The organism is Desulfobaculum xiamenense (assembly GCF_011927665.1).
GTDB classification, from domain to species: Bacteria; Desulfobacterota; Desulfovibrionia; order Desulfovibrionales; family Desulfovibrionaceae; genus Desulfobaculum; species Desulfobaculum xiamenense.
Window position 1 is genome coordinate 1 of the sequence record NZ_JAATJA010000007.1, and the last position, 15887, is coordinate 15887.

Annotated in this window: 14 protein-coding genes and 1 tRNA gene; all 15 read left to right on the plus strand. The window is 59.6% G+C overall.

Going from position 1 to position 15887, the window contains the following annotated elements; all coding sequences use genetic code 11:
• Positions 1-95, plus strand: a 95-nt coding sequence (locus tag GGQ74_RS16055; protein WP_483413758.1) for an EF-Tu C-terminal domain-related protein, incomplete at its 5' end; no start/stop codon positions are given.
• 5 nt (positions 96-100) lie between these two features.
• Positions 101-250: a 50S ribosomal protein L33 gene (gene rpmG / locus GGQ74_RS16060; RefSeq protein WP_167942615.1), complete on the plus strand. Its 150-nt coding sequence runs from the start codon at positions 101-103 to the stop codon at positions 248-250.
• A gap of 116 nt (positions 251-366) precedes the next feature.
• Positions 367-443, plus strand: a tRNA-Trp gene (locus GGQ74_RS16065).
• 25 nt (positions 444-468) lie between these two features.
• The gene (gene secE / locus GGQ74_RS16070; RefSeq protein ID WP_167942616.1) at positions 469-720 is read left to right on the plus strand and encodes a preprotein translocase subunit SecE; all 252 of its coding nucleotides are present in this window, start codon (positions 469-471) and stop codon (positions 718-720) included.
• 28 nt (positions 721-748) lie between these two features.
• A complete protein-coding gene (gene nusG / locus GGQ74_RS16075; protein ID WP_167942617.1) occupies positions 749-1303 on the plus strand; it encodes a transcription termination/antitermination protein NusG in 555 nt (184 codons plus the stop codon).
• A 59-nt stretch (positions 1304-1362) separates the two neighbouring features.
• Positions 1363-1788, plus strand: coding sequence for a 50S ribosomal protein L11 (gene rplK, locus GGQ74_RS16080; RefSeq protein ID WP_167942618.1), 426 nt, complete (start codon positions 1363-1365; stop codon positions 1786-1788).
• Positions 1789-1799: 11 nt separating this feature from the next.
• Positions 1800-2513: a 50S ribosomal protein L1 gene (gene rplA, locus GGQ74_RS16085; protein ID WP_167942619.1), complete on the plus strand. Its 714-nt coding sequence runs from the start codon at positions 1800-1802 to the stop codon at positions 2511-2513.
• A 188-nt stretch (positions 2514-2701) separates the two neighbouring features.
• The gene (rplJ, locus tag GGQ74_RS16090) at positions 2702-3229 is read left to right on the plus strand and encodes a 50S ribosomal protein L10 (protein ID WP_167942620.1); all 528 of its coding nucleotides are present in this window, start codon (positions 2702-2704) and stop codon (positions 3227-3229) included.
• A gap of 51 nt (positions 3230-3280) precedes the next feature.
• A complete protein-coding gene (rplL, locus tag GGQ74_RS16095) occupies positions 3281-3664 on the plus strand; it encodes a 50S ribosomal protein L7/L12 (protein ID WP_167942621.1) in 384 nt (127 codons plus the stop codon).
• 340 nt (positions 3665-4004) lie between these two features.
• Complete coding sequence (rpoB, locus tag GGQ74_RS16100) at positions 4005-8114, plus strand: DNA-directed RNA polymerase subunit beta (RefSeq protein WP_167942622.1); 4110 nt, start codon at positions 4005-4007, stop codon at positions 8112-8114.
• A gap of 72 nt (positions 8115-8186) precedes the next feature.
• Positions 8187-12344, plus strand: coding sequence for a DNA-directed RNA polymerase subunit beta' (rpoC, locus tag GGQ74_RS16105; RefSeq protein ID WP_167942623.1), 4158 nt, complete (start codon positions 8187-8189; stop codon positions 12342-12344).
• Between the two features lie 416 nt (positions 12345-12760).
• Positions 12761-13132 carry a 30S ribosomal protein S12 gene (gene rpsL / locus GGQ74_RS16110; RefSeq protein WP_167942624.1) on the plus strand — a complete coding sequence of 124 codons (372 nt, stop codon included), beginning with the start codon at positions 12761-12763 and terminating at the stop codon, positions 13130-13132.
• A gap of 14 nt (positions 13133-13146) precedes the next feature.
• On the plus strand, positions 13147-13617 hold the full coding sequence (rpsG, locus tag GGQ74_RS16115; protein ID WP_167942625.1) for a 30S ribosomal protein S7: 471 nt from the start codon (positions 13147-13149) through the stop codon (positions 13615-13617).
• A 14-nt stretch (positions 13618-13631) separates the two neighbouring features.
• Positions 13632-15701 carry an elongation factor G gene (gene fusA, locus GGQ74_RS16120; RefSeq protein ID WP_167942626.1) on the plus strand — a complete coding sequence of 690 codons (2070 nt, stop codon included), beginning with the start codon at positions 13632-13634 and terminating at the stop codon, positions 15699-15701.
• A 13-nt stretch (positions 15702-15714) separates the two neighbouring features.
• Positions 15715-15887, plus strand: a 173-nt coding sequence (locus GGQ74_RS16125; RefSeq protein WP_245168301.1) for a GTP-binding protein, incomplete at its 3' end; no start/stop codon positions are given.

Consider the following 15887-nt stretch of genomic DNA (forward strand, 5'->3'; position numbering starts at 1 on the left):
TCGCTCCCATCGCCATGGAGAAGGGCCTTCGCTTCGCCATTCGCGAGGGCGGTCGTACCGTCGGCGCCGGTGTTGTTTCCGAAATCGAGGAGTAAACACCATGCGTGTCAAGATCCAGCTCGCCTGCACCGAGTGCAAGCGTCGAAACTATTCGACGATGAAGAACAAGAAGAACACCACTGGCCGTCTGGAAGTGAAGAAGTATTGCCCCTGGGACAAGACTCACACTGTCCATCGCGAAACCAAGTAGTGTAGCAGGCTCTTCGCAGATATTCACCATGTCTGCAGGAGCTGGTTCCTGCCGAGAGTGATCGGGGGCCGGGCGACTGGCCCCCGAATAAGTCAAGGAAGGTACCGCAAGCATGCAGGCCAGTAGCTCTAACGGCTAGAGCGCCGGTCTCCAAAACCGGATGCTGGGGGTTCGAATCCCTCCTGGCCTGCCATTTTTTATTACCATCGGAAGGAATCATGGCGAAGAAAAAGTCCAAGTCAGCTGGCTCCGCGACTACTGCCCCCGAAAATGGGGCTGCTAGCAAGATCCAACAGCTCAAGGAGTTTTTTGACCAGTCCAAGGTGGAGATGAAGAAGGTCACCTGGCCTACCCGCAAGGAGACCATCGCCACGTCTGTGGCCGTCCTCGTCCTGTGCCTGGTCATGGCTGTCTTCCTGGGTCTCGTCGACACAGGATTGACCAAAGCCATCGAGGCCATCTTGTCTTAAGCGGGTACCCGCAAAGGTTTGGTGAACAATGACCGAGCAGAACGATAGCCTCCCCAAAGCCCGCTGGTACATCGTCCACACCTATTCCGGCTTCGAGCAGCGCGTGGAGCAGACTCTCCGCGAGATGATGCGTACTGGGCAGGACAGCGGCCAGATTCTGGAAGTCGTCATGCCCACGGAAAAGGTGATCGAGCTTGTGAAGGGCGAGAAGAAAACCTCGACGCGCAAGTTCTATCCCGGCTACGTGATGCTCAAAATGATTCTGACCGATGAGTCCTGGCATCTTGTTCAGTCTATTCCCCGCGTCACGGGTTTCGTGGGAGGCAAGACCCGTCCCGCGCCAATGCGCGACAGCGAGGCAGAGAAGATTCTCTCGATGATGGAACAGCGCCAGGAGCAGCCCCGTCCCAAGTTCAATTTTGATCGTGGGGATGAAGTGCGGGTGGTCGATGGACCGTTCAGCGGCTTCAACGGGGTTGTGGAAGATGTCAATTACGACAAAGGAAAGCTTCGGGTTTCGGTGTCCATTTTCGGTCGCCAGACCCCTGTCGAGTTGGACTTCGTCCAGGTCAGCAAGGGGTAGCGCATTTCGCGCTCTCGAAGAATACCTGATTTCAAATACGTAGAAATGAGGAAGTAGCAATGGCCAAAAAGGTACTGGCGAAAATCAAGCTCCAGATTCCCGCCGGAGCTGCCAATCCGTCTCCGCCGGTCGGTCCCGCTCTTGGTCAGCACGGCCTGAACATCATGGAGTTCTGCAAAGCCTTCAATGCAAGGACGCAGGACCAGAAGGGAATGATCATCCCGGTTGAAATTACCGTCTACCAGGATCGCTCTTTCACCTTCATTACCAAGACGCCTCCGGCTGCAGTGCTGATTAAGAAGGTTACCGGGATTGCCAAGGGCTCCGGCGAACCTAACAGAAACAAGGTGGGCAAGATCACTCGTGCGCAGCTCGAAGAGATCGCAACGACCAAGATGCCCGACCTTACCGCTAAAGACCTCGAGGCCGCTGTGAGCAATATTGCTGGCACGGCCCGCAGCATGGGAATCGACGTCATCGATTAAGGGGAACAGCTATGCCCAAGCATGGAAAAAAATATCGCAAGGCTATCGAGGGCATTGATCTTGGTGCCCGCTATGAGATGCCCGAGGGTGTCGAGCTGGCGCTGAAGACCTCTGTCGCCAAGTTTGATGAGACCGTTGACGTTGCCCTGGTGCTCGGCGTCGATCCCAAATACTCTGACCAGATGGTGCGTGGTGCTGTGAGCTTGCCCCACGGTCTCGGCAAGGACGTTCGCGTCGCCGTCTTCTGTCAGGGTGATAAGGAAGCCGAAGCCAAGGCCGCCGGTGCCGAATTTGTCGGCAGCGACGACCTGGTGGAGAAGATCAAGGGCGGCTGGCTCGATTTCGACAAGGCCGTCGCCACCCCGGACATGATGGGCAAGGTCGGCCAGATCGGCCGTCTGCTCGGCCCCCGTGGCCTGATGCCCAACGCCAAGACCGGCACCGTCACCGCTGACGTTGCCACCGCCGTTAAGGAACTCAAGGCCGGTAAGGTCGAGTTCAAGGTGGACAAGGCTGGCGTGCTTCATGCCCCGCTGGGCAAGGTGTCTTTTGGCACCGAGAAAATCCTTGACAACCTGAAGACTTTGTTGGAACAGGTCATCCGCCTCAAGCCCTCCGCGGCTAAGGGTACCTACCTCAAGGCGATGACCCTGGCTACCACCATGGGTCCTGGTATCAAGGTTGACGCCAACTCCGTGCGCAAGCACCTGGAAGGCGGCATCTAAGACATCGAACGCGTGCCGCGCTTCGTGTGCGGCACCGTTTTATGTATATCGTGAAGGTCCGGTTCGCCGGACCGAGTTGGCAGGGAAGATGAGTCGAAGAAAGCAGGTGGGTCACCCCCTTAATTTCCTGCTGAGACCACTTTGGCTCCTCTTCTTGTGGACGAAACCTTCAGCCCAAGGAGTTAGCGGTGAACAGGGCAGAGAAAGCTGAGCTGATCAGCCAGCTGAAAGCCAAGGCCGAAGACGCTTCCATCGCGATCGTCACTGACTTCAAGGGCCTCAAGGTGGAGGAGATGACCGACCTTCGCATCAAGCTTCGCGCTGTCGGTGTGAATTATGCGGTCGTCAAGAACACCCTGGCCCGGATCGCGCTGGATGGCGGCCCGCACGCTCTTCTTAAGGATTCCCTTAAGGAGAACTGCGCGGTTGCGTTCGGCTACGATGACCCCGTGGCTGCGGCGAAGGTTCTCAGCGAGTACGCCAAGTCCAACAAGAAGTTCGCCATCAAATTCGGTAGCCTGGAAGGCAAGGCCCTCTCTGAGGAAGCCATCGAGTCCCTCTCCAAGCTCCCGAGCAAGCCTGAACTGCTTGGCAAGCTCCTGGGCACCATGAACGCCGTGCCCACCAACTTCGTTTGTCTGTTTGCTAACCTGCAGCGGAAGTTCCTGTACGCCCTTTCTGCCATCAAAGAGCAGAAGGAAGGCGCCGCTGCCTAAGTCCCCGAACACTACGAAGAGCCAAAGTCTTTATTTTAGGAGGAATTCCCAATGGCTGACATCACCAAAGAGCAGGTAGTCGAGTTTATTTCCAACATGACCGTTCTCGAGCTTTCTGAGTTCATCTCCGAGCTCGAGGAGAAGTTCGGTGTTTCCGCCGCCGCTCCGGCCATGGCCATGGCCATGCCCGTCGCCGGCGCTCCGGCCGCTGAGGTCGAAGAGAAGACCGAGTTTGACGTCGTGCTGAAGAGCGCCGGTAGCAACAAGATCGGCGTGATCAAGGTTGTCCGCGCCCTCACCGGCCTTGGCCTCAAGGAAGCCAAGGAGAAGGTTGACTCCCTTCCCTCCGTGCTGAAGGAAGGCGTGTCCAAGGACGACGCCGAGGAAGCCAAGAAGCAGCTGGTGGAAGCCGGCGCTGAGTGCGAAATCAAGTAGCACAGCCTTTCATCTGGCTTACCGGGAGCGCAGCGACATTAGGAGCTGCGCTCCTTTTTTTTGCATTTTTCCTCCAAAAACCCCTTGCGCACCGGCTGGTCATTTGATAGATATACACTCTTCGTGTCGACAGTGAAATTCACACCCTCCACTATGGCTCATCAAAAATGCATATCACCACTGGTGCTCGTGTATTCTTTTCGTGCGTTCATTTCCCACCGCCCAGCACATGGGTATGTGAAGGCACATTTTAAGCGATTGCTTTCATTACCATTTTAATTGGTTTGTCCGAGGGCCGCCGCCCCCGCCAACGGTCAAATTTCTCGCTTGAGAGGGAAAAATGGTCCAACTTACAAAACGGTTTGGCAAAATCGCCAGCACGCATTCAGTGCCCCACCTTCTGAATCTGCAGGTTGATTCCTACAAGAAGTTCCTGCAGCTCGACGTCCCCCCGGCCAGCCGTGCCAATGAGGGACTGGAAGGCGTGTTCAGGTCCGTGTTCCCCATCGAGGACTTCAATCGGACCGCCAGCCTCGACTACGTTAGTTACGAGGTCGGCACTCCCAAATTCGACGAGGCCGAGTGCATTTCCAAGGGCCTGACCTTTGAGGCGCCCATCCGGATCACCGTGCGTCTTGTCGTCTACGATGTGGACGAGGAGACCCAGAATCGGACCATCCGCGACATCAAGGAACAGGACATCTATTTCGGCACGCTGCCGCTGATGACCGACAAGGGTACCTTCATCATCAACGGTACCGAGCGCGTCATCGTCAACCAGCTCCAGCGCTCCCCGGGCATCATTTTCGAGCACGATTCAGGAAAGACCCATTCCTCCGGTCGCGTGCTCTACAGTTCCCGCATCATCCCCATGCGCGGGTCCTGGCTCGATTTCGACTTCGACCACAAGGACATCCTCTACGTGCGCATCGACCGGCGCCGGAAGATGCCCGCCACCATCCTTTTCAAGGCTATGGGAATGTCCCGTCAGGACATTCTCAACTACTTCTATGAGAAGGAATACTACCACCTGCGCGATGGCCGCCTGTTCCGCGAGCTGAGCGAAGACAAGTTCTGCAAGGAATCTGCCTTCCTCGACATTCACGGTGCCGATGGCGAACTCATCGTTGCCGGTGGCAAGCCCATCACCAAGCGTCATTTCAAGAAGATGCTGCGTGACGGCCTTACCGAGTACGAGATCGATCCCGTCAATCTCTCCACCATGTACCTCGCTGAGGACATCTACGACGCCGAGAGCGGCGAGGTGCTTGCCGAGGCCGGTGACGAGATGAGCTCCGAGCTTGCCGAGAAGTTCCGCGAGGCTGGCATCGACCGCCTGCCCATCCTGTTCACGCGTGGTCTTGAGGTCTCCTCGTCCATGCGCGACACGCTGGCTCTCGACAAGACCAACGACATGGAGAGCGCGCAGATCGAGATCTACCGCCGCCTGCGTCCCAGCTCGCCGCCCACTCCCGAGATCGCCTCGACGTTCTTCGAGAACCTGTTCCGCAATGCCGACTACTACGACCTTTCGGCCGTTGGTCGCTACAAGCTGAACACGCGTCTCAGCGTGCAGGAGGACCTGGACCTGCGGACCCTCACCAACGAGGACATCCTCAAGGCCATCAGGCTCCTGTGCCAGCTCAAGGACTCCCATGGTCCCGCCGACGACATCGACCACCTCGGCAACCGCCGCGTGCGTCCGGTCGGCGAGCTGGTCGAGAACCAGTACCGCATCGGTCTTGTCCGCATGGAGCGTGCCATCAAGGAGCGCATGAGCCTCCAGGAAGTGGCCACGCTCATGCCGCACGACCTCATCAACCCCAAGCCGGTTGCAGCGGTCCTCAAGGAGTTCTTCGGCACCTCCCAGCTGTCGCAGTTCATGGACCAGACCAACCCGCTCTCCGAAGTCACCCACAAGCGCCGTCTGTCCGCACTCGGCCCCGGTGGTCTGACCCGCGAGCGTGCGGGCTTCGAAGTCCGCGACGTGCATACCAGCCACTACGGCCGCATCTGCCCGATCGAAACGCCTGAAGGCCCGAACATCGGTCTTATCGTGTCGCTGACCACCCATTCCCGCGTGAACGACTTCGGCTTCATCGAGACGCCGTTCCGCATCGTGAAGGACGGTCAGGTTACGGAAGAGGTTCGCTACATGGACGCCTCGCAGGAATCCGGCGAGGTCGTGGCGCAGGCCAACGCTCCGCTGGACGAGCAGAAGCGCTTCGTGAACCCGATGGTCAACTGCCGCATCCGCGGTGAAGTCATCGTGGTGCCCAGCGAGGAAGTGACCGCCATGGACATTTCCCCTAGCCAGATCGTGTCCATCTCCGCCGCGCTCATTCCGTTCCTGGAGCACGACGACGCGAACCGCGCACTCATGGGCTCGAACATGCAGCGTCAGGCCGTGCCGCTTCTGCGCAGCGAGATTCCCCTCGTTGGCACCGGCATGGAAGGCACCGTGGCCTGCGACTCCGGCAGCTGCCTGCTGGCCAAGGGCGATGGCGTCATCCATTACTCCGATTCCCAGCGCGTGGTGGTCAACTATGACGACACGTCCCTCAGCCCCCACACCGGCGGCTGCGTGTCCTACGATCTGCTGAAGTACCACAAGTCGAACCAGAACAGCAGCTTCGGTCAGAAGCCCTGCGTGCAGCCCGGCCAGCGGGTCGTGAAGGGCGAAGTGCTCGCCGACGGCCCCGCCATCAAGGACGGCCAGCTCGCTCTTGGCAAGAACCTGACTGTCGCCTTCATGCCCTGGTGCGGATATAACTTCGAGGACTCGATCCTCATTTCCGAGCGCATGGTCAAGGATGACGTCTTCACCTCGGTGCACATCGAGGAGTTTGAACTCGTCGCCCGCGACACCAAGCTCGGACCCGAAGAAATCACCCGAGACATCCCGAACGTCGGCGAGGACATGCTGAAGAACCTCGACGAGTCCGGCATCATCCGTCTCGGTGCCAACGTGAAGCCTGACGATATTCTCGTCGGCAAGATCACGCCCAAGGGCGAGACCCAGCTCACCCCCGAAGAGAAGCTCCTGCGAGCCATCTTCGGCGACAAGGCGCGCGACGTGAAGAACACCTCCCTCAAGGTTCCGCCGGGAATCGAGGGCATCGTGGTCGACGTGAAGGTCTTCAACCGCCGCTCCGGCGACAAGGACCAGCGCACCAAGAACATCGAGGACTACGAGCTGTCCCGTCTTGACCGCAAGGAAGAGCAGCACGTGGCCGCACTTGTCACCGCCACCCGCGAGAAGCTGTGGTCGGTCTGCGCCAACAAGCAGATCGCGACCACCATTCCCGGCAAGCGCAAGGGCGAGGTGCTCGTCGAGGCTGGCATGGCCATCGGCGAGGACGTGTTCAGCGAGATTCCGGTCAAGAAGCTGCTTGGCATCTTCAAGAGCAAGGAGACTAACGACGAGGTTCTCGAAATGATCGAGACCTACGATCGTCAGGTGGCCTTCATCAAGGAAATCTACGACGTGAAGCGCGAGAAGGTGACCGAGGGAGACGATCTGCCTCCGGGAGTCATCAAGATGGTCAAGGTCTACCTTGCCGTTAAGCGTAAGCTCAACGTCGGTGACAAAATGGCCGGTCGCCACGGTAACAAGGGTGTCGTTTCGAACATCCTGCCCGAGGAAGACCTGCCGTTCTTCGCGGATGGCCGTCCGGTGGACATCGTTCTGAACCCCCTCGGCGTGCCGTCCCGAATGAACATCGGCCAGATCATGGAGACCCACCTCGGTTGGGCAGCCGCCGAACTCGGACGTCAGCTCGGCGAGATGCTGGAGCAGGGCGTGCACATGGACGTGCTGCGAAACGAGGTGAAGGACGTCTTCCAGAGCAAGGAGATCGCCGAACTCGTCGATGGCATGGACAACGACCAGCTCGTTGCCGCCGTCAAGAGGATCAAGCGCGGCATCATCTGCAAGACTCCGGTCTTCGACGGTGCTCTGGAAGAGGAGATCTGGTCCTGGCTCGATAAGGCCAAGGTACCCAATGACGGCAAGATGGTCCTGTACGATGGACGCACCGGCGAGCCCTTCAAGAGCCGCGTCACGGTGGGCACCATGTACATGCTTAAGCTCCACCATCTGGTCGATGAAAAGATACACGCCCGTTCCACGGGCCCGTACTCCCTCGTGACCCAGCAGCCCCTCGGCGGCAAGGCCCAGTTTGGTGGCCAGCGTCTGGGCGAAATGGAAGTCTGGGCGCTCGAGGCGTACGGCGCGGCCTACCTCCTTCAGGAGTTCCTCACCGTCAAGTCCGACGACGTGAGCGGCCGTGTGAAGATGTACGAACGGATCGTCAAGGGCGATAACTTCCTCGAAGCCAACCTGCCTGAATCGTTCAACGTTCTGGTCAAGGAGCTCATGGCCCTTGGTCTGGATGTCAAGCTGCATCAGGAAGAGACTGTCAAGAAGCAGACGACCAGGCTGGACTAGTGCACTAACCGGCGCGGGCGGCAACGCCCGCGCCGGATGAAACTTTAACAACAAGTACCGCGAGGTAGATCAATGTCTTTGGATGATCTGTTCGCAATGCGAGGGACTGCGGCAGCCGGCCAGGCCAGCCGTATGCTGAAGTCCATCCAGATTTCTCTGGCTTCGCCCGAAAAGATCAGGGAATGGTCGTTCGGTGAGGTCAAGAAACCCGAGACCATCAACTACCGGACCTTCAAGCCCGAACGTGACGGCCTGTTCTGCGCCAAGATCTTCGGCCCCGTGAAGGACTACGAGTGCAACTGCGGTAAATACAAGCGCATGAAGCACCGCGGCATCGTCTGTGAAAAGTGCGGTGTCGAGGTCATTGCCTCCAAGGTGCGCCGCGAGCGCATGGGCCACATCGAGCTTGCCGCTCCCGTGGCACATATATGGTTCCTGAAGACCCTGCCCTCCAAGATCGGTACCCTGCTCGACATGACCATGGCCGATCTGGAGAAGGTTCTGTATTTCGATTCGTTCCTGGTGCTCGATCCCGGCCAGACTAGCTTGCAGAAGCACCAGATCATTTCCGAAGAGCAGTACTATCAGGTCATGGACCACTACGGCGAGGACGCCGTCGAGGTCGGCATGGGCGCCGAGGCCATTCGCTCCCTTCTCGAGAATCTGGACCTGCAGACCCTGCGGACCCAGCTGCGCGAGGAGACGCGTTCCACTCGTTCCCAGACCAAGAAGAAGAAGCTCACCAAGCGCCTGAAGATCGTCGAGGCCTTCCTCGACTCCGACAACCGCCCCGAGTGGATGATCATGGAAGTCATTCCGGTCATTCCGCCGGAGCTGCGTCCTCTCGTGCCGCTGGATGGCGGACGTTTCGCCACGTCCGACCTGAACGACCTGTACCGCCGCGTCATCAACCGAAACAACCGCCTCAAGCGGCTGTTGGAGCTTGGCGCGCCGGACATCATCATCCGCAACGAGAAGCGCATGCTTCAGGAAGCCGTTGACGCCCTGTTTGACAACGGCCGCCGCGGCCGCGCCATCACCGGCACCAACGGTCGCCCCCTGAAGTCCCTGTCCGACATGATCAAGGGCAAGCAGGGCCGCTTCCGTCAGAACCTGCTCGGCAAGCGCGTCGACTACTCCGGCCGTTCGGTTATCGTCGTGGGCCCGCACCTGAAGCTTCACCAGTGCGGTCTGCCCAAGAAGATGGCCCTGGAGCTGTTCAAGCCCTTCATTTACTCCAAGCTGGAGGCGAGGGGACTGGCCAGCACCATCAAGAGCGCCAAAAAGATGGTCGAGCGTGAGGATCTGGTTGTTTGGGATATCCTCGAAGAGGTCGTCCGCGAGTACCCGATTCTGCTCAACCGCGCCCCGACTCTGCACCGACTCGGCATTCAGGCCTTCGAGCCGACCCTCGTCGAGGGCAAGGCCATCCGTCTGCATCCGCTCGTCTGCGCGGCGTACAACGCTGACTTCGACGGTGACCAGATGGCCGTCCACGTGCCGCTGTCCGTGGAGGCACAGATTGAGTGCCGTGTTCTGCTCATGAGCACGAACAACATCCTTTCGCCCGCCAACGGCTCGCCGGTCATCGTGCCGTCCCAGGATATCGTTCTGGGCCTGTACTACCTGTCCTGCGTGCGCTCGTTCCAGCGTGGCGAGGGCAAGATGTTCTCCGACAAGTGGGAAGTCATCTCCGCCATCGACGCCGATGCGGTGAGCCTGCATGCCCGCGTGAAGGTGCGCATGAACGGCCAGCTGGTGGACACCACCCCCGGCCGCATTCTGCTTAGCGAGCTTCTGCCCGAGGGCGTGCCCTTCGATCTGGTCAACACCGTGCTCGACAAGGGCAGCATCAAGCGCCTCGTGGGCGAGGCCTATCGCCGCTGCGGCACCAAGGCCGCCGTCATCCTGTGCGACAGGCTGAAGGACTTCGGTTACGAGTACGCGACCCGCGCTGGCGTGACCGTCGCCGTGCAGGATCTGAAGATCCCCGCACGCAAGGTGTCCATGCTCGCCGATTCGCAGGCCGAGGTGGATTCCATCGAATCCCAGTACCGCGACGGCATCATCACCCGTACTGAGAAGTACAACAAGGTCATCGACGTCTGGACCAAGGCCACCAACGACATTTCCCGCGAAATGATGCAGGAGATGTCCATCGACGTGGTTCGCAATCCCGTCACCGGCGAGGAGGAGGAAAACCCCTCCCTCAACCCGATCTTCATGATGGCCAACTCCGGTGCCCGAGGCAACGTGGACCAGATGCGCCAGCTCGCGGGTATGCGCGGTCTGATGGCTAAGCCTTCGGGCGAAATCATCGAGACCCCGATCACCTCGAACTTCCGCGAAGGCCTCTCCGTGCTGCAGTACTTCAACTCCACGCACGGTGCTCGTAAGGGTCTGGCTGATACCGCACTGAAGACGGCAAACTCCGGTTACCTGACCCGACGCCTCGTTGACGTCGCGCAGGACATGACCGTTACCGAAATCGATTGCGGCACTGCGGACGGTCTGGAAATGACCGACCTCATCAAGGCCGGTGAGATCAAGGAAAAGCTGTCCAACCGCGTGCTTGGCCGCGTGACGCTGCATCCGGTCTACCATCCGGAGACCGGCGAGGAGATCATCCCCTCCGGCACGCTCATCGACGAGCACTACGCGGACGTCATCGACCGTTCGGGCGTGGCCTCCATGACCATCCGCTCGGCGCTGACCTGCGCCAGCGAGCACGGCGTGTGCGCGTCCTGCTACGGCCGCGATCTGGCCCGTGGACACAAGGTCAACGTCGGCGAGACGGTCGGCATCATCGCCGCCCAGTCCATCGGCGAGCCTGGCACGCAGTTGACGATGCGTACCTTCCATATCGGTGGTACCGCATCCAAGGAAATCGAGCAGTCGTCCCACATCGCGTCCCACACCGGCCGCGTGAGCCTGTCCCGAGTCAAGACGGTTAAGAACCGCGATGGCCAGTACATGGTTCTCGGCAAGTCCGGTCAGGTGGGCGTTGTGGACGAGGAGGGCCGCGAGCGCGAGAAGCACGTGCTGCCTTCCGGCGCCGTGCTCCACGTCGTCACCGGTCAGGAGATTCGCAAGGGCGAACTGCTGGCCGAGTGGGACCCCTTCAACGAGCCGTTCGTCACCGAAGCCGGTGGCACGCTGAAGTTCAACGACATCATCGAAGGCAAGACCTTCCAGGAGAACGTGGACGAAACCACGATGAAGGCCTCTCAGACCATCATCGAGTACCGTTCCACCAACCTGCGTCCGTCCATCTCGGTCGTTGACGAGCACGGCAACGTGAAGACCCGTCCCGGCAGCTCCATTCCGGCCACCTACGCACTGCCTGTCGGCGCGATTATCATGGTTCGCGACGGCGACGATGTGATGGCTGGTGACATCCTCGCTCGTAAGCCCCGCGAATCCTCCAAGACGAAGGATATCGTCGGTGGTCTTCCGCGAGTCGCCGAGCTGTTCGAAGTGCGCAAGCCCAAGGACCTCGCCGTGGTGTCCGAGGTTGACGGCATCTGCAGCTACGGTCCCGAAACCAAGGGCAAGCGCAAGATCATCGTCACTCCGGAAACCGGCGATCCCAAGGAATACCTCATTCCTAAGGGCAAGCACATCACGGTCACCGAGGGCGACTTCGTCGAAGCGGGCGAACTGCTTACCGAAGGTAGCGCAGACCTGCACGACATCCTCAAGATCAAGGGCGAGAAGTTCCTCGCCAACTACTTGGTCGATGAAATTCAGGATGTGTACCGGTTCCAGGGCGTCGGCATCAACGACAAGCACATCGAAGTCATCGTGCGTCAGATGCTGAAGAAGGTGAACATTGTCGAGCCGGGCGACACCCACTTCCTCGTGGGCGAGCACGTCGACAAGAACAAGTTCCACGCCGAAAACGACAGCGTCATTGCGCAGGGCGTGCGCCCGGCCGTGGCCGAACCCATGGTTCTGGGCATCACCCAGTCCTCGCTGTCCACGGAGTCCTTCATCTCCGCGGCCTCCTTCCAGGAGACCACGAAGGTGCTCACCGAGGCTTCCCTCATGGGCAAGGACGACGCACTGCGCGGCCTGAAGGAAAACGTCATCGTCGGTCGCCTCATCCCGGCCGGTTCCGGCTATCGCCGGTACATGGACGCCGAGGTGGACGTGCCCGATCAGCCCGAGCGTCCCGGAAAGTTTCTCGAAGACCTCGAGAACGATCCGCTGCTTATCGAATCCCGATAGGGAGTTGGGGCACCTGTGAAAAATGGCGGGGGGAGTTGGCTCCCCCCGCTTTTTTTGTTACAAGGGTGTGTCGGAACCGGAACCAGAAGCCCGAAAAGCGGAGGAGAACGAAAATTTTTTCGTCCCTAGCTTGACTTTTCTCCCAGTCGCAGGGTATAGGGAGCCGCTTTCGAACATAAATCGGCATTACGCCGAGCGTCCACGCGCAATGACCCACGGGTCCTCTGGTGTTGGAAGATAGATCTTCGTAGAAAAGCGAGGGGAGTCTTCCCCTCGCTTTTTTTTATACTGTCTTAGGTGTTTGGCGTCGAATGGCCGGGTGCCCGGGACCAGAGAGACGCTGACGAGGGCCCGGAGAGGGCGCGGAACCAAACATACAAGCCCCCCCGGGACCGAAAATACGACGGAGGAACTGAATGCCTACCATTAACCAACTTGTCCGCACCGCGCGCAAGCAGCAGACCAAGAGAAAGAAGACTCCGGCTCTGCAGGAGTGCCCCCAGCGCCGCGGCGTGTGCACCCGTGTGTACACCACCACCCCCAAGAAGCCTAACTCGGCTCTGCGTAAGGTCGCCCGCGTGCGCCTGACCAACGGAATCGAAGTGACTTCCTATATCCCGGGTGAGGGTCATAACCTGCAGGAGCACTCCGTGGTCATGATCCGTGGCGGTCGTGTCAAGGACTTGCCCGGTGTTCGCTATCACATCATTCGCGGCACTCTTGATACGGCCGGTGTTGCTGACCGTCGTCAGGGCCGTTCCAAGTACGGCGCAAAGCGGCCTAAGTAAGCAGGGAGATTCTAATGCCTAGAAAAGGTCCTGTACCCAAGAGAGAAGTTCTGCCTGATCCGATCTTTCACAGCGTGCTTGCTTCCCGGTTCATCAATCGACTGATGTTCGACGGCAAGCGCAGCGTGGCTGAGAAGATTTTCTACAGCGCCGTTCAGGCTCTGGCCGAGAAGACTCAGGAAGAGCCGATCAAAGCTTTCGAGAAGGCTCTGGACAACGTCAAGCCCCAGCTCGAAGTTAAGTCCCGGCGCGTTGGCGGCGCGACCTACCAGGTCCCCATGGAAGTCCGTCCCGATCGCCAGGTTGCCCTGGCCATCCGTTGGCTGATCAACTACGCACGCTCCCGTGGCGAGAAGGGCATGACCGATCGCCTCACCAACGAGCTGCACGAAGCCTACGGCAACCGCGGCGGCGCCGTGAAAAAGAAAGAAGATACCCACCGTATGGCCGAAGCCAACAAGGCTTTCGCCCACTACCGGTGGTAGATCTGGAGTAAGACGTGGCACGCAAAGTTCCCATCAATATGCAGAGAAACATCGGTATCATGGCCCACATCGACGCGGGCAAGACCACGACTACCGAGCGTATTCTCTTCTACACCGGTGTCTCTCACAAGCTTGGTGAGGTGCACGAGGGCCAGGCCACCATGGACTGGATGGAACAGGAGCAGGAGCGCGGCATCACCATTACTTCCGCTGCTACCACCTGCTTCTGGCGCGAGCACCGTGTCAACATCATCGACACCCCCGGTCACGTTGACTTCACCATGGAAGTCGAGCGCGCCCTTCGCGTGCTGGACGGCGCTGTGGCCGTGTTCGATGCTGTTTCCGGTGTTGAGCCCCAGTCTGAAACCGTGTGGCGCCAGGCCGACCGGTACAACGTCCCCAGAATCGCCTTCGTCAACAAGATGGACCGCATCGGAGCCGATTACTTCCGCTGCATCCAGATGATGAAGGATCGCCTGGGCGCCAAGCCTGTTGCGCTGCATATCCCCATCGGTGCCGAGGACGAGTTCCGCGGCATGGTGGATATCGTTCGCGGCAAGGCCGTCCTCTTCGACGACGCCTCCAAGGGCGCCGAATACACCGTTGAGGAAATCCCCGCCGAGTTCATGGATCAGTACGAGACCCTGCGTCTCGAACTGGTTGAGGCCGTCGCCGAGGAGAACGAGGACCTGATGGAGAAGTACCTCGCTGGTGAGGAACTCACCACTGAGGAAATCATGGCGGGTCTTCGCAGCGCGACCGTCCGTCTGGCTCTCTCCCCGGTCCTGTGCGGCACCGCGTTCAAGAACAAGGGCGTTCAGACTCTTCTCGATGCCGTTGTTGACTACCTGCCGTCCCCGGTCGACATCGACCAGATGGTTGGCGTCATCCCCGGAACCGAGACCCAGATCGAGTGCCCCTGCGACGACGACAAGCCCCTGGCCGCTCTCGCGTTCAAGCTTGCCGCCGATCCGTTCGTCGGTCACCTGACCTTCCTGCGCATCTACTCCGGCACCATCGAGTCCGGTGTGACCATCGTCAACGCGACCAATGGCAAGAAGGAACGCATTGGCCGTCTGCTGAAGATGCACGCGAACAAGCGCGAGGAGATCAAGTGGGCAGGCGCTGGCGACATCGTCGCCGCCGTTGGCCTGAAGACCGTCTCCACCGGTGACACCCTGTGCGCACTGGATCAGGTCGTTCAGCTTGAGTCCCTGGATATCCCCGAACCGGTCATCCAGGTCGCCATCGAGCCCAAGTCCAAGGCCGACCGCGATTCCCTGTCCGACGCCCTCGTGAAGCTGGCCAAGGAGGATCCGTCCTTCCAGGTTTCTTCCGATGACGAAACCGGTCAGACCCTCATCGCAGGCATGGGCGAACTGCACCTTGAAATCATCGTTGACCGCCTTATGCGCGAGTTCAACGTGAACGCCAACGTGGGCGCGCCCCGCGTTGCATACCGCGAAACCATCACCAAGGCTGCCAAGCAGGACCTCAAGTATGCGAAGCAGAGCGGTGGTCGCGGCCAGTATGGCCATGTCGTCATCGAGGTCGAGCCGAACCCCGAAAAGGGTTACGAGTTCGTCAACTCGATCACCGGCGGCGTCATTCCCAAGGAATACATCCCCGCTGTCGACAAGGGCATTCAGGATGCGCTGAAGAGCGGCACCATGGCCGGCTACCCGGTCGTGGACGTGAAGGTCAATCTGGTGTTCGGCTCCTTCCACGAAGTCGACTCCTCCGAACAGGCCTTCTACATCGCCGGCTCCATGGCCATCAAGGAGGCCTGCAAGCAGGCCGGACAGGTTCTGCTCGAGCCGATCATGTCCGTTGAAGTCGTGACTCCCGAGGACTACCTCGGCGACGTCATGGGCGACCTCAACTCCCGTCGTGGCAAGGTTTCCAGCATGGAAGCCCGTGCCAACGCCCAGGTTGTCCGCGCCATGGTGCCCCTGAGCGAGATGTTCGGTTATGCGACCGACCTCCGTTCCAGGACCCAGGGCCGCGCTACCTTCACCATGCAGTTCGACCACTACGAGAAGGTTCCCGCTGGTCTGACTGAAGAAATCATGAAGAAGAACTAGGGGGTAGTCAGTCATGGCTAAAGAAAAATTCGAGCGCAAAAAGCCTCATGTTAATATTGGCACCATCGGTCACATCGACCATGGTAAGACCACGCTGACCGCTGCCATCACCAAGAGCGCCGCTCTGATCGGCGGTGGCAAGTTCATCGCGTACGACGAGATCGACAAGGCACCCGAAGAGAAGGA